Here is a 15,940-nt window from a genome sequence, read left to right as displayed (position 1 = left end):
ACTCTCACTCCATGATCTGGCTTACACACACGATGCCGTTGGCCACCATATTTTCAATCGCCACTTTATTCCAGAAATCCGCTTCATGTACCGAAGGAATATCATACGTTTCCACACAATCGATTGGCAATAGTACACGATGTTCTTTTTTGTTGTGTTCATTTAACCATGCATTCAAGCTCAATGCGAATTGAAGTATGCATAAATCAGTACAACAGCCGGTAATCACAATATCCTTGTATTGATCGATCTTCGATAAAAAAGACGAAAAATCAGAACAAAAGAAAGTGTTGGTACTGTTTTTGAAAAAACACTCTTTGACATACGGTTTAAGCGCATCAATGATTTCCGATTCCCGTGTATGATTTACACAATGCGTTGGATACGATTGAAATTCTCTGGCATCCGGATCATGTTGATCACATACAAAGATCGATGGACAATCCAGCGTTTGTAACAGCTTCTGGATAGCCGGCACGATAGCTCTAATTCTTTTATCATGCAGTGCCCCTTCTTCGATAAACCCATTGATCATATCGACAACGAATACGACAGGATCTTGAATGGATGAGGAAGAAATAGGCGAAAATGTTTTTTTATTTAGCTTTGCCATAGTTTTCACTCTTTTCATTTTTTTAAGTATATCACAAAAAAAGAAGTTCTATTCCTGAACTTCTTCGTTTTTTTCTTTCAATAAGGTTTCCAGCTTCTCTTTAAAATCCGGATTTTGTTTGATGTATTCTTTGGCGGCCTCTTTGCCCTGTCCGATCTTTTCACCCTCGAAGCTATACCAGGCACCACTTTTCTTTACAATATCGGCATCAACACACAAATCTAATAATTCAGAAATATAAGACAAGCCTTCACCATAGATGATTTCTAATACTGCCTGTTTAAATGGTGGAGCCACCTTATTCTTCACCACTTTTACCCGTACCTTATTTCCTACAATATCCGATCCGTTTTTGATCGCATCGGCCTTACGAATATCAATACGAACTGAACTGTAGAATTTTAAAGCACGTCCTCCCGGTGTCGTTTCCGGGTTTCCATACACAACTCCGACTTTTTCACGCAGCTGGTTGATAAAAATCGCCGTACATTCATTATGATTCATTAGACCAGCCAGTTTACGCATGGCCTTAGACATCATACGAGCCTGAGATCCAACTTGCAGATCGCCCATTTCCCCATCTAATTCAGCCTGAGGAACTAAAGCGGCAACACTATCTACGACAACCAGATCAACAGCACCACTTTCAATCAACATCAACATGATGTTTAACCCTTGTTCACCGGAATCCGGCTGTGAAAGGATCAACTCATCAATATCAACACCTAAATTACGGGCATAAACAGGATCAATCGCATTTTCGGCATCGATAAACGCTGCACGACCGCCCATTTTCTGCACTTGTGCAATCGCATGCAGGGCCAATGTCGTTTTACCACTTGATTCCGGTCCAAAGATTTCAATAATACGACCTTTTGGATAACCGCCGATTCCTAAAGCCTGATCTAACAGTAAACTTCCACTGGGGATCGGTTCTACATCCACTGCTGCACGATCGCCCAGCTTCATGACTGCGCCTTTTCCATATTCCTTTTCAATTTCATTCAATACATCATGTAGTAATTTATCTTTATTTTCTTCTTTTGGCATTTTTTACTCCTTTGTGATTTCCTGTATAAGATTCTGGATCATGATCTCAACCGCCTCTTTTCGTACTTCATTACGGCTTTTGTGATCCAGAAATAATTTAAAATTTTTGACATTTTTTTTGGATGCGATCGAGCAATAGACTAAACCAGCCGGCTTATCCTCCATCGTATCCGGACCGGCATTACCGGTAAAGGAAACGCAGTAATCGCTCTCTAACAATTCCCGTGTCTTTTGAGCCATTTGATCCGCACATTCTTTAGAAACGACACCGTATTTTGAAATCACTTCTGCATCGACACCGACTACTTTTTCCTTGATTTCTGTAAAATATGTGACAATGCCACCCTTGAGTACTTTACTGGCACCAGGTACAGAGGCAATTTCAGCACTGAATAGACCGGCAGTCAAACTTTCGCACGATGCGATCGTCCGCTTTTTTCTGGTACATAACTTTACAAGCTCTTGTGCACTCATTATATGCTCTCCAATACATAATCTTTTAACTGTACAAAATAGACAAAACCGCTCCACAAGCTTGCGAGGGTAGCTGCCCATAACAAAATCTGATCAACCGGTAATCCAATATAGACAAACGGCCAGTTCTTTAATAATAAGAACACGATCGCAAACATCTGCAATACCGTTTTCAGTTTACCAAAAAAGCCGGCACTGACAACTTTTCCGTGCTGCGAAGCAAGCATACGAAGACCATCAACCACAAGATCGCGAGCAATCATCAATAATACTGCCACAACATTGGCCTGATGCGTATAAACCAATAAAATCAACAATGTATTCACCAGCATCTTATCCGCAATCGGATCGACAAATTTACCAAACGAGGTAATCAAATGCTGTTTACGAGCGATCTGTCCATCTAACATGTCTGTAAAGCTGGCAGCCGCAAAGACCAGAAAAGCTAAAATATCCCGCAATGCCAGTCCATTGGTTTGCGATACAATACAAAAATCTTGCGGTATCAACAGATAGATCAATACCACAACCGGTACCATCACGATCCGCAGCATGGTCAGTTTATTCGGTAAGTTCATAATTTGTCTCCTCTGTACTCTGGTTTTCCTGACTGGTTGCCGTTTCATTGCTTACTACATCCACATAGAGTGTAGCCGGCATTCCCTGTGCCCAATAGGTAGGATCAAAGGTCACCGTTTGATCGGCAATCGTAATAGTCGTCCCTTCGGCAACATAATTTCCGATTTCAATGCTGATGCGACAAGCTTCACTTACTTCAATTTCCTGTTCAAAGGTATCCGTATAAACTGTATCTACATTGTCTTCATCCATTGGTACATCATCTTTATAAATCACTACCGTACTCTCCTGCGGCAGTTCAATCTTCACAGTAAAGCTTTTTGTCGTTTCCAATACATTGGAAAGCTGGAACACGTTAGTTGAGGCATCCATGACCTTAAACTTCAAGGACTGATTTTCTCTTTCCTGCTGGCGCTGTTTGGCAAGACGATCAGTTTCCTCTTCTTTTTGACGCAACTCTTCCTGACGCTGGCTTTCCTGTTGTGCCTGCTGACTGGCAGAACGAGCATCCAGCCAAAAACTGACGCCGGCCGCCAAAACAATCAATGCGACACCGGCAAGCAGGATTTTTTGAAGATTCTTCCGGTTTCGAAACTGTAAATTTCGCGATATGGCCGAAACCCGCTTTTGAAAACGACTATGTGACGGATGTTTTCGTTTTGAAACCGATGAACGATTCGGCATCTGTTGTACGATTTTACGCTGCGCCTGACTTAAAGCCATGGAACGCTTACGCGCATAATCATTGATATCCGCATCCACTTCCTGACTGATCACGCTCCAGTTGACACCGATTGCATCACAATACGCATGAACAAAGTACCGGACAAACGAAAAGTCATCCGAGAAAACATCAAGATTATGTTCTTCAATGGCCTGAATATACTGCGGAGCCAGACGTGTCTGACTGGATACATATTCAATAGTGAGATTTAAATCCATTCGTCTTTGTCTAAGAATATGATAATAGGCCATCTGTTCTCCCCCTTTTAGCCATTCCATTATATCAAAATGGTTCCTAAATTTCTTAGAAAATCCTATTTTTTTTCATTCTTCATCCAAAGATAAAATTTCAGCAATTTTTGTACGCAATACCGGTAGTACATCTTGTTTGAACCATGGATTCTTTTGTTGCCAGCGAAAGTTCAATGGACTCGGATGCACAATAGGAAAATACAAAGGTAGATATTCTGAAAAAGAGCGTACAGTTTCGGTTAAATTTTTCTTCATCGAGTGCTGTAGATAATGTGCCATCGCATATTTTCCCACTAAAATGGTCATTTCTACAGAAGGCATATTATCAAAAAGCTTTTTATGATAAGTATCGGCAACCCAGGGCCGTGGTGGAAGATCCCCGGTCTTTCCCTTTCCCGGATAATAAAAATCCATAGGTACAATGGCAATCTGCTTAGAGTAAAAAATCGAAGCGGAGATTCCCATCCATTCCATTAAAGTCTGCCCTGATTTATCATGGAAAGGAATCCCATTTTGTTCCACCTGTCTTCCCGGCGCCTGCCCGATTATACAGATTTTTGCCTGTGGATCAACCTGCAGAATCGGTAAGATACCTCTTTCTGTAAATTCTTGATTTCTTGGATCTTCCGAAATTTTTTTGATGATAGTCTCTAAACGCATATAGATTTCCTCTTCTTCATTCTTGAAAGGAGTATAACATCTACTATGAAAAAAATATATTTCTTTGCATAAAACAGATAAAAAGCACTCTAAGAGTGCTTTTTATCAAGTATCGAAAGGAATCGATATGAATAAATTGTCTCACACACAATAAGGAAGGATGTAAGTATGTGAGTTGTTGAAATTGAGCCTTATTTCAACTTTATTCGTCTTTATAGTACACCTGCTTTCATAAAATGTAAACCCTTTCATTTGTAAAAACCAAATAAAAAAACAAAATTTACAACAATAAACTTATAATGAAAGCCAATATTGCTAAAGAAGTCGCTTAAAAAGAAGCGATTTTTGACGAGTTATGGCACCATAACAGGTCACACATATAAAATAAATCAAAAATAATCGACTAAACGCAAAAGAACCTGCCCCAAACCAGCCATAAAGCAAACAGATCACAATCAGTACATTATGATTTCTAAAAAGTACTTGCACCTTTTTTTGATGGATATCCTAACTGTCAATTTAAAAAATCGATGTGTTTGTTTTGATGTAACCACCAAAGTTTCTAAATAGAAGATATACAGAAACTTTTCATTGTTACCTTCCTATACAGGGAAATCTATGTATCATGGCAGCACAAATTATTTCTATTCATTTGACCATAAAAAAGAATGCCTTTTCAGACATTCCTATTCACTCATTAATTTCTTATCAATGGCAGCGGCTGCTCTTTTTCCGGCTCCCATCGCATTGATAACAGTGGCTGCACCAGAAACCGCATCGCCTCCGGCATAAATATTTTCACGGGAAGTTAAACCATCTTCATCACAAATGAAACATCCTTTTCGATTGACTTCCAGGCCTTTTGTCGTATGACGAATCAATGGATTCGGGCTTGTACCGATGGCCATGATCATACAGTCGATATCAATAGTGAAATTAGAACCTTCGATCGGCACCGGTCTTCTTCTTCCGCTTTCATCCGGTTCACCTAGTTCCATACGAATACATTCGATCTGTTTACACCAGCCTTGATCGTCACCGATAACACGAACCGGATTGCATAAAAGATCAAAGATGATACCTTCTTCCTCGGCATGCTCAACCTCTTCTTTTCGAGCCGGCAGTTCCTCCATGCTTCGGCGATATACGATATGCACCTCAGCGCCTAGACGTCTGGCACATCGAGCCGCATCCATGGCAACGTTTCCACCACCTACGACAACACATTTGGTAGGATGTTGTACCGGTGTATCGCTGTCTTCCTGATATGCTTTCATCAAATTGATACGTGTTAAAAATTCATTGGCCGAATAAACACCGATCAAGTTTTCTCCAGGTAATCCCATAAAGTTAGGAAGACCAGCACCTGAACCGATAAATACAGCTTCATAGCCTTCTTCCATAATAGAATCGATGGAATCAGAACGCCCCACAATAAAGTTTGTGATGATTTCTACACCTAATTCTTTTAAGTGGCTGATTTCTTTTTGCACGATTTCCTTTGGTAAACGAAACTCCGGAATACCGTACATCAATACACCTCCGGCAACATGAAGGGCTTCAAAGATCGTTACCTGATATCCCAGCTTGGCCAAGTCTCCGGCACAGGTCAATCCGGCAGGTCCGGCACCTACGATGGCCACCTTATGACCATTTGACTGTGGTTTTTCAAAAGGTGTGTCGTTATGTTCTCTGTGATAATCGGCAACAAATCGTTCCAAACGACCGATCGCAACCGGCTCATTTTTAATACCGCGAACGCAGACTTTTTCACATTGATTTTCCTGTGGACAGACACGACCGCAAATAGCCGGTAATGTGCTGGTCAAAGAAATGATCTTATATGCTTCTTCAAACTCTCCCTGCGCTACTTTTTCAATAAAATCCGGAATATGGATATTCACAGGACAGCCGCTTACACAAGGCTGATGTTTACAATGCAGGCAGCGAGTTGCTTCTTCAACCGCCATTTCCGGCGTATATCCTAAAGCAACTTCATCAAAATTTGTGATACGAACAGCCGGATCCTGAACCGGCATCGCAACTTTATCCGGACGCATATTTGGCATATTATTCAACCTCCTTATTCAGAAGATGACAAGCTTCATCTCGCTTATGTGCTTCAAAGCTTTTATAAGCCGTATTTCGAGCCATAGCCTGATCAAAATCAACTAAATGGCCATCAAAATCTGGTCCATCTACACAGGCAAACTTGATTTCATCTCCAACCTTCAAACGACAACCACCGCACATTCCGGTACCATCGATCATCACAGGGTTCATTGATACCGTAGTTGGAATATTGTATTTCTTTGTTGTTAAAGAGACAAATTTCATCATGACGATCGGACCGATAGCCACAACTTCGTCAAATTTTTCACCGCCTGTGATCAAGTCTTCCAGCTTATTGGTAACTAAGCCTTTTTCTCCAACAGAACCATCATCACTCATTAGATAATAGGCATCACTGACTTTCTTAAATTCCTCTTCCAGGATTACAAGATCTTTGTTTCGAAAACCAACGATCGTTGTCACATCAGCACCCGCTTCATGAAAAGCCTTGGCAGTCGGATAAGCGATGGCACATCCAACACCACCACCGATGATACAAACCTTCTTATTTCCATCGATCACACTTGGTTTACCTAAAGGACCGGCGAAATCTTTTAAACAATCTCCTTCATTTAGTGCGTTTAAAAGCATGGTCGTTTCACCGACAACCTGGAAAATGATCGTAACCGTACCTTTTTCTGGATTACTGTCGGCAATCGTCAAAGGAAGACGTTCTCCCCGCTTGTGAACACGTAAAATAATAAACTGGCCGGCTTTAGCTCGTTTGGCTACAAAAGGCGCTTCGATTACCATACGAGTTACAGTCGGATTTAAAGCTTCTTTTTTCAATATTTTATACATAACATTCCTCACCCGTTGAAAATTATATCATAAAACTTTGAAAATTTATTACATTTTTTATCATTTAGAATTATAGACCAAATCAAAATGAACCATTGGAAGCTTTTCTTCCAGTCCGGTATCGTAATCCTTCTGTCCGATAAAGCTTAAAAAATCTTCATCCCTGGTCGAATCCTCCAGGCACTCCAAAAGTAACGCATTCACCTTAAAGGCTTTATCCATCGCTCTATCATACAAATCAAAGAAGCTTTCTGTACTTTTGATCTCCTCATCGCAGGGATGTACCCATTCTTTATGTAACAGATTGATTGTATCAAATGGATCTTCCGGTTGATTGGGCACAAAGAAGCCCGAAACAGCGCTTTCTGTATTTGTCAGTTTTTCGATATTGTGAAAGAAATGAAATTTTTTACCCGAGGCATCGTAAAAGACCTTCTGCATAAAATTCCAGTCTTCTATGCTTTCTAAAATTTGATGCGGTTTGACATCCACACCATAGATTTGTCTTGCCACCGGCACATAAATACGTGCAATCGCCCGCACTTGTTCTAAAGAAGCATCTGTGATCATATAAGCCTTGAAATCCTGAATCGTCTGTTCTCTTTTGACCTTCAACATGATCGCATCGATCAAAGATTCAAAGCGATGATGCCACCAGCTGCTTTGTGCACTTTTACATCCTGTTCGATAATACACATACGGATGCGCCGTTGAATCCAGCGACCAATGCATCAAATGTCCCATCAAATAGGCCGTCATATCTTTTTGAATCTCTTTGTCTTTTTCCTTACGAATACAGGCAAGCGCACATTGATAAAACTCACGTATATGTTGCGAATGCACTTTGCTTCCTAATTTTCTTAACGGTGTCTTTTGAAACGCTCTGGTTGGACTTAAACCATGAAAGAACAAAAAATCCGGACCGTTGGCACCAATTTCCACCAATTGTTTTCTAGGTAACAGCCATTCTTGTAAACTGGTACTGGCATCTTCTAAAAACTCATTGGCAAATAATGTATGAGTAATGATATTAGGCATTTTCTTCCTCCTTAATCTGATTTATCAATCCATGATACACCACATATTCCGCATAAGTATCCATTCGACAATAATTTCGAATATCCTCGCGAATCTTTTTTTGATCCGCCACACTGGCCTGTTCGATCGTACGATAGGCATGCACCGCATTTAAACCATCATGGATCGCCAGTTGTTTATAAGAAACTTCATCGGTAAAAACAGGCAATACATTTTTTAAAGAATAATGACCTCGCATACGATTGTCATAATAGATTCCGGTTTCAAATGGTTTAGATAGATCCATCATACGATCGCAAACTGCTTTTAGGCGATCGGCATATTCCCGAAACTGTTCAGCAAGCTGCATCAATCGTAATTTTTCAGCCCCCTCCATATTATAGACAAGGATCGAACCTTCGGATGGAAGATCGTTAAGTAACGATTCGATAAATGCTTTACGACAATCACTGGTGCCAAAGAAATCACGATGTTCCAATTCTTTTTTACGAGTTTCAATATGCAGGCTGTATTGAAAACAAAGTACATCAAATGGTTTCATGTTCGGATAAGGTGGTATGCCAAAGGTATCCCACTCAAAATCTAAATAACTGATCGGATATTTTACCTTATCCAGCCATTGTGACAAGGCCAGTCGATCCATAAAAAAGCCATTGCGACTTGCCATGAACTGTGCATACTGTAAGCGATAGCCTTCCAGCTGATCGATATCCATTTGAGAAATGTGACGCAATCCCTGCCGATACGCTTCCAGTTTATTTTGTGAAGTCGTCAAAAACAAAACGGAATCATCCGGCAAAACCGAATCATCAAAACAGGAAGCATAATAACTGCACCGTCTTCCGGCCGTACAATTCTTATTTCGCTCCATGTTGATTTCGCTTTGAGCTACGATCTCTTTGGTCTTGGCAATGCAGGCATCCAAATCGACATCAATAGCTTGCACACGCGAATCGATATTCTTTGATGGATTATTTCGACGGTTGAAGAAACAGTCCCCTTTTACCAACAAAGAATGAAGATCCAGGTCTTCCTTACGCACATAATCTTTCTGTATGTAGATAATTTCATGCGATACGATCGATATCCCGGCCTTTTGGGCAATCAGATCATTTAATTTCATGCGAAAGGCTTCACTTTCCCTGGGATAACAACTCAAATACGGATAGATCGCATGATATCCCTCTTCCCTTTTTATCAATACAGGAATCTGTGTTCGACATTCATCATAAGAGAAACGGGCAAAGAGAATCACGGATGTATCTTTCATTTTCGCCATAGTCATCTCATTGGTATCCCCAACTTGTCCACATACGGCATCCTCCAATCCTAAATATGCTTTCCACAAAGAGGAGAATGGTTCAATCATATGGAAATATTGTTTAGGAAGACTGATTTTATGATAAATGTTCCAGGCATACTTTTCACAGCAAAGCGCATGCAGGATATCAGTAACATGAATCATCATAAGGTTCACCTGTTTCTAAAAAAGCACGAATTTTTGATGTAAATTCTTCCCGATAGCTTTCGGGTTCTACAATCGTTACTTTGCCATCAAAAGAAAAAATCTGACGATAGAGCTCATAACGATCCGGACTCTTGAAGCTATAGAGAATACCACGAGGCGTTTCAGCTTCTTTTTTCAATTCAACGCCCCAGCCTTTATATTCTTCAAAACGATCGACTTGATCTTTTTGGACCAGCACTTTCACACGCTTAAAATCATTTTTGATGATCCCAAAACGACTGATGATAGACATCAGCTGATATTGCGAATCCCACAGAAATGTATCTTTGGTCTTTCTTAGCGATCGCATGCGCTTTTCACTGAAGCGATAGACACGATATTCCTTGCGCAAATGGGAAAAGCCAACCAGATAATACGTATTGCGATAATGGATCACATCATAGGGATCCAATTCAAAAGACAGGCAGGTCTCATTTTTAGTCCCCTGATATTCCAACAGTAAAATTCGATGTTGAAGAATCGCTTCCATCGCAAGATCCAACATTCTTTGCAGGTTGACAGATAGCTTTTCACCCGGACTTTCCAAATAGCGTATAGAAACCGGCACTTTTTGATGACTGACATCAAGCACCTTATCCATTGCACTGCGATAGGCCGGATAAAAAGAAACTTCCGGATGTCCTTTCATAAAAGAAATACCTTCTTCCAAGGCTGCCATTTCTTCTTCTGTCAAACGAGTGACCGGCATAAGCTGTTCTTCATCCAACATATAACCGCCATAAGGCCCTTTCTTTTCAATGATATTAAAACCGGCTGTCACCAGCTCTTTTTTAAATTCACGAATATTTCGAGGATTTGTTTCCAGCTCCTGTGCTAAAACACGGGTACTTACCGGGTATTTTGTTCCCGTTGCCCTTAATATCATCAACATGCGAATCGTCAATGCACATCGATTCATAATTCTCACTTCCAAACCGTCTCAATTGTACCATGCCCGCTGTATAAAAAAAAACTCCTAAGAGTTTTTAATTTGATCTTTGTATTTGATCCGCTTTCGAATATCTTCTCCCAACAGCTGATAGATACATGAGCAGATCGGAATAAAGATGATCATTCCCAGAATACCGGCAAGACTGCCACCTACAGTTACCGCAACGATCACATACATCGGCGGAAGTCCTACACTTCTTCCTACAACATTTGGATAGATGAAATTGCCTTCGACTTGTTGAATACAAATAAACAAGATCAGAAAGTAAATGGCACTCATCGGGTTTTCAACCGCAATAAACAGGGATGCCAAAATAGCACTGACCAAAGCTCCAAACATAGGGACATAAGCACCGATCGCAACGATGATACCGGTAAGCAGTGCATAAGGAATCTGAAAGATCGTACAGCCGATAAAAACCAGTGTTCCCAGAATCAAGCATTCACAGCTGGTTCCGGCAATATAACTTGTAAATGTCTTTTTGACAATCGAGCATACGTGCATCGTCTTATCATAATAGGGATTGGGAATGTAAGCCTTTAATAAAGCTTTTAATTCACGAACAAACGTTTTCTTGTTGAATAATAAGATAAAAGAAAACATGATCGCGATACAGGCACTGGCCACAACGGAAAACGTAGTTGTCAATGCGGAGTAAATCGAATCAAAAATACCGTTGGCACCACCGGAAAAGACCCAACCAAACAATCCGGGCAACATATCCGCCAGCTTATCCATATCACTTAAAGAAGAACGCATATCCAGTAATGGTTCATGAATCGATTCAATTGGTTTTGTGACATCTAAAAGCCAGGCGTAAAAATGATTTAACGCATTTGGCATCTGTTCTACGATGCTTTGAATAGAATCTAACAACTGCGGACTCAATAAAAACACAAAGCCTAATATAATCGAAAAGACAAAAATAATGGCAAGGATATTGGCAATGGCCCTAGGTCCTGTCGTATCTTTGACATGGAACCATAAACCAGCATATTTCATCAATCCATTCGAGACAATATTAAAGATAAAAGCGAGACCTGCCCCAAAAATAAAAGGATAACAGATCGCAATCAGGCGCATCAAAAAATCATAAATCAGACTGGCATTGAATATCAGTAAGATCAAAACAGCTGTAAACAAAATCAGTCGCTTGATCATAGATTCTAAGGCTCTTCCATTTTGTTTCATTCGGTTCACCACCTATGCAGTATTGTACTTCAAAATCTAACGCAACTCAAGAAATCAAGGAATTTCTACTATTTATATGTGCATTGCCTTCAAATGAATGATTTTGATTTGTAATCTTTTACATATCTTTGAAAATCAACTTTATTTTTTTACATTTTCTCTTTACATTAAGCATGCTCTCTACTAGAATAGTTCCATTAGAAATTGAGGTGATCAACCATGGATACAAAGTATATTTTTGTGACCGGCGGTGTTGTTTCCGGATTGGGAAAAGGAATCAGTGCTGCCAGCTTAGGACGACTTTTAAAAGCGCGCGGCTATAAAGTAACAAGCCAGAAGCTGGATCCTTATATCAATGTGGATCCCGGCACGATGTCGCCTTTTCAGCACGGTGAAGTTTTTGTGACCGATGATGGCCTGGAAGCCGATTTGGACTTAGGCCACTATGAACGTTTTATTGATGAAAACCTGCACTCTTATTCCAATCTAACAACCGGAAAAGTTTATTGGAATGTATTAAATAAGGAACGTGACGGAAAATATTTAGGACAGACTGTACAAGTAATTCCGCATATTACCGATGAGATCAAGAATTTTATCATTCAGGCCGGACGACATGCACAAGCGGATTTTGTGATCACAGAGATCGGCGGAACGACCGGTGATATCGAAAGCCAGCCTTTTTTAGAGTCCATTCGACAGGTGGCTTTAGATGTCGGAAGACAAAACTGCATCTTCATTCACGTAACATATATTCCCTATATTTCCGGAAGCAAGGAATATAAATCCAAACCGACACAACATTCTGTGAAGGAACTTCGTTCCTATGGAATTACGCCGGATATCATCATTGCTCGTTGTGATGAAAAGATTCCGCAAAGCGTAACGGATAAAATCTCTTTATTCTGTAATGTGCCTAAAGAATGTGTCATTGAAAATACAACATTAGATTCTTTATATGAAGTTCCGTTAATGTTGGAAGAACAAAATTTAGCCGATATCATCTGTCAAAAGGTCGGTTTAGAAGTTCGTCAACCCGATTTGGAAGACTGGAGAGCCATGGTACAAACCATTAAAGAAGCCAAAGAACCGGTTCGTATTGCCCTAGTCGGAAAATATGTTGCGTTACACGATGCTTATTTAAGCGTCAGCGAAGCTTTATATCATGCCGGCTTTAAATGTGGTGCCGATGTAAAGATCAAATGGATCGATTCTGAAAAGATTGAAGACCAAAATCTCGATGAAGTCTTTAAAGATATCGATGGTATTATCTTACCTGGTGGTTTTGGGGATCGCGGCATAGAAGGAATGATCGATGTAGCGTGGTATGCCTATCAAAACAACATTCCATATTTAGGTATTTGTCTGGGTATGCAGATCATGGCCATCGCCTTTGCCCGTCATGTTTTAGGTTTGAGCGATGCCAATTCTTACGAGTTTGATCCTCTAAGCAAAAATACGATCATTGATTTTATGGAAGATCAGAACAGTGAGATGCGAAAAGGAGGTACGATGCGCTTAGGAAGCTATCCTTGTGCCGTTCGTCCGGACAGTCTGTTAAACCGCTTGTACAAACAGGAGATGATCGATGAAAGACATCGCCATCGTTTCGAATTCAATAACTATTATCGCAGTGACTTTGAACAAAACGGAATGTTGATTTCCGGTACCAGTCCGGATAAGCAGCTTGTGGAAGCAATTGAATCTATTAAGCATCCGTTTTATATCGGTGTACAATTCCATCCGGAATTTAAATCTCGCCCAAACCGGGCCCATCCGCTCTTTGTAGGCTTGATCGAAGCCAGTCTGAAAAACCGAAATGATGAAAAGAGTTTTATTCATTGTGAATAATTGGTAAAATAACAGTAACGTAATGGAGGAATTTGTATGAAGATTGTTGACGAATTTTTTGGATGTGATGTATTCGGGCCTGCTGCGATGCAACGCTATTTACCACATGCGATCTATAAACAGATGATCGATGTCATGGAGCATGGAAAAGAGCTCCCTAAAGAAATTGCCGATACCGTTGCCAATGCCATGAAAGACTGGGCCATGGACAAGGGCGCAACGCACTATACACACTGGTTTCAACCAATGACCGGCATCACGGCCGAAAAACACGATGCCTTTATCAATCCGACCGGTCCTAATTCTGTAATCAGCGATTTTCGCGGAAAAGAATTAATCAAAGGAGAGCCGGATGCCTCCAGTTTTCCCAGCGGTGGATTACGCGCCACATTTGAAGCACGTGGCTATACCGCATGGGATCCGACAAGCTTTGCCTTTGTCAAAGAAAAGACCTTATATATACCAACTTTGTTTTGCAGCTATGATGGCTCTTCGCTGGATAAGAAGACTCCGCTTTTACGAAGCATCGATGCTTTGGATAAAGCAGCAGTTCGCCTTTTAAATCTGATGGGCTATCATACCAAAAAGATCACGATCACCGTTGGGCCGGAACAAGAATATTTTCTGATCGATGAAAATCTCTTTAAACAACGCCTGGATTTGATGGTTACCGGACGTACTTTATTTGGTGCACCACCGGTCAAGGGACAAGAACTAGACGATCACTACTTCGGTAATATTGACGAAAGAGTCAAAGCGTATATGGAAGAAGTTGATCAGGAGCTTTGGAAGCTGGGTGTCTTTGCGAAGACTGAACATAAAGAGGTGGCTCCCTGCCAGTTTGAGTTAGCACCGGTTTTCAGCTCCGTAAACAGCGCCAACGATCAAAACCAGATCACAATGGATGTTTTAAAGCGGGTAGCTCGCCATCATGGATTCGTCTGTCTGCTTCATGAAAAACCATTTGAAGGTGTCAACGGTTCCGGTAAACACAATAACTGGTCCTTTAGTACCGACAGCCATGAAAATCTTTTAGAACCCGGTGATGATCCAAAAGACAACATTCGTTTCTTGACGATTCTTGCGGCTATCATCAAAGGAGTTGACGAATACCAGGATTTGCTTAGACTTTCCGTTGCCAGTGCCGGAAACGATCATCGACTGGGAGCCAATGAGGCACCACCGGCCATCATCTCCATTTATCTGGGCGATGAATTGACCGCTATCCTGGAAGCAATTGAACAAGGAAAAGAATATGTGGAGAACACCAATCGTAAATTGGAGTTAGGTGTTAGTGCCTTACCGCCGATTTCCAAGGATTCCACCGACCGCAACCGTACTTCTCCGTTTGCGTTTACCGGAAACAAATTTGAGTTCCGTATGTTGGGATCAGCCTTGAACATCTCCTGTCCCAATACGATTTTAAATACGATCGTAGCCGAAGAATTAACACAGTTTGCCGATGAACTGGAAAACTATGCACCGGAACAAAGAACCGAGCATGTGATTTCCATGATTCAAAAAACGCTCAAAGAACATAAACGAATTCTTTTCTCCGGAAATGGATATAGCGAAGAATGGCGTCAGGAAGCCAAAAAACGAGGCTTGCAGGAATTAAAGACAACGGCAGATGCTCTGCCGCATTATACGGCTCCTAAAAATCTGGCGATGTTTGAAAAACATAAAGTATATTCAGCCAATGAACTCCATGCCCGCGAAAACATTCTTCTGGAAAATTACTATCAAGTCGTTTTGATTGAGGCAAGAACGATGGCTTATATGTTGCGAAAACTAATCTTACCGGCTGTATTTGAATACGAAGCAAAGCTGGCAACGATCATACAAACAAAAAAAGCCAGTGGTATCAATTCTCCACTGGAAGAAAAGATTCTTTTCAACATCAATGAACCATTGGAATTTGTATCCAATCATCTGGAAACTTTAGAAAACTTGATTGAAAAAGTGCCGGCCAGTGAAAAAGAAAAAGCACAATATGCAGCGGATGAATTGTTGCCACTTATGGAAGCCATACGAACACTGACGGATTCCATCGAACAAAACATTCCTAAAGATTTCTGGCCATTACCAGATTACAACGATCTTCTTTTCAAATCTGTACAGTAAAGGGTTGCCACAA

General features: G+C 40.7%; 14 protein-coding genes. 2 read left to right on the top strand and 12 right to left on the bottom strand.

Annotation, left to right across the window (positions count from 1 at the left end; translation table 11 throughout):
* Positions 1-4: 4 nt before the first annotated feature.
* From ACTQX6_RS03615 to ACTQX6_RS03560, 12 genes are all read right to left on the bottom strand, one after another.
* The gene (locus ACTQX6_RS03615) at positions 5-631 is read right to left on the bottom strand and encodes a cysteine hydrolase family protein (protein ID WP_229035703.1); all 627 of its coding nucleotides are present in this window, start codon (positions 629-631) and stop codon (positions 5-7) included.
* A gap of 30 nt (positions 632-661) precedes the next feature.
* Positions 662-1,663 (bottom strand): recombinase RecA, encoded by a 1,002-nt coding sequence (gene recA, locus ACTQX6_RS03610; protein WP_117446263.1) that lies wholly within the window; start codon positions 1,661-1,663, stop codon positions 662-664.
* A gap of 3 nt (positions 1,664-1,666) precedes the next feature.
* Entirely contained in the window at positions 1,667-2,137 is a 471-nt protein-coding gene (locus tag ACTQX6_RS03605; protein ID WP_168964438.1) for a CinA family protein, read from the bottom strand.
* Positions 2,137-2,715, bottom strand: coding sequence for a CDP-diacylglycerol--glycerol-3-phosphate 3-phosphatidyltransferase (gene pgsA, locus ACTQX6_RS03600; protein ID WP_441657338.1), 579 nt, complete (start codon positions 2,713-2,715; stop codon positions 2,137-2,139). The genes ACTQX6_RS03605 and pgsA overlap by 1 nt, the downstream gene beginning before the upstream one ends.
* Positions 2,699-3,691 carry a helix-turn-helix domain-containing protein gene (locus ACTQX6_RS03595; RefSeq protein WP_181965605.1) on the bottom strand — a complete coding sequence of 331 codons (993 nt, stop codon included), beginning with the start codon at positions 3,689-3,691 and terminating at the stop codon, positions 2,699-2,701. Before ACTQX6_RS03595 ends, pgsA begins: the two co-directional genes overlap by 17 nt.
* 72 nt (positions 3,692-3,763) lie before the next feature.
* A complete protein-coding gene (locus ACTQX6_RS03590; protein ID WP_117446267.1) occupies positions 3,764-4,351 on the bottom strand; it encodes a uracil-DNA glycosylase family protein in 588 nt (195 codons plus the stop codon).
* Positions 4,352-5,037: 686 nt separating this feature from the next.
* Positions 5,038-6,420, bottom strand: a complete 1,383-nt coding sequence (gene gltA, locus ACTQX6_RS03585) for an NADPH-dependent glutamate synthase (protein ID WP_117446268.1) — start codon at positions 6,418-6,420, stop codon at positions 5,038-5,040.
* 1 nt (position 6,421) lies between these two features.
* The gene (locus ACTQX6_RS03580) at positions 6,422-7,264 is read right to left on the bottom strand and encodes a sulfide/dihydroorotate dehydrogenase-like FAD/NAD-binding protein (protein WP_117446269.1); all 843 of its coding nucleotides are present in this window, start codon (positions 7,262-7,264) and stop codon (positions 6,422-6,424) included.
* Positions 7,265-7,324: 60 nt separating this feature from the next.
* Positions 7,325-8,302, bottom strand: a complete 978-nt coding sequence (locus ACTQX6_RS03575; protein ID WP_117446270.1) for a hypothetical protein — start codon at positions 8,300-8,302, stop codon at positions 7,325-7,327.
* Positions 8,295-9,770 carry a DUF2779 domain-containing protein gene (locus ACTQX6_RS03570; protein ID WP_294686721.1) on the bottom strand — a complete coding sequence of 492 codons (1,476 nt, stop codon included), beginning with the start codon at positions 9,768-9,770 and terminating at the stop codon, positions 8,295-8,297. Before ACTQX6_RS03570 ends, ACTQX6_RS03575 begins: the two co-directional genes overlap by 8 nt.
* Positions 9,751-10,728 (bottom strand): helix-turn-helix transcriptional regulator, encoded by a 978-nt coding sequence (locus tag ACTQX6_RS03565; protein ID WP_294686723.1) that lies wholly within the window; start codon positions 10,726-10,728, stop codon positions 9,751-9,753. The genes ACTQX6_RS03570 and ACTQX6_RS03565 overlap by 20 nt, the downstream gene beginning before the upstream one ends.
* 57 nt (positions 10,729-10,785) lie before the next feature.
* Positions 10,786-11,952, bottom strand: a complete 1,167-nt coding sequence (locus ACTQX6_RS03560) for an AI-2E family transporter (RefSeq protein WP_294686725.1) — start codon at positions 11,950-11,952, stop codon at positions 10,786-10,788.
* A 219-nt stretch (positions 11,953-12,171) separates the two neighbouring features.
* On the opposite strand from ACTQX6_RS03560, the gene ACTQX6_RS03555 reads away from it, so the two are divergent.
* Together ACTQX6_RS03555 and ACTQX6_RS03550 are read left to right on the top strand one after the other, a co-directional pair.
* Entirely contained in the window at positions 12,172-13,803 is a 1,632-nt protein-coding gene (locus ACTQX6_RS03555) for a CTP synthase (protein WP_294686728.1), read from the top strand.
* Positions 13,804-13,839: 36 nt separating this feature from the next.
* Complete coding sequence (locus ACTQX6_RS03550) at positions 13,840-15,927, top strand: glutamine synthetase III family protein (RefSeq protein ID WP_117446274.1); 2,088 nt, start codon at positions 13,840-13,842, stop codon at positions 15,925-15,927.
* Positions 15,928-15,940: the final 13 nt, after the last annotated feature.

The organism is Faecalicoccus sp. LCP19S3_E2 (genome assembly GCF_052121255.1).
GTDB lineage: Bacteria > Bacillota_I > Bacilli_A > Erysipelotrichales > Erysipelotrichaceae > Faecalicoccus.
The sequence above is the reverse complement of the archived record's forward strand: the minus strand, read 5'-3'. Positions and strand labels throughout refer to the sequence as shown.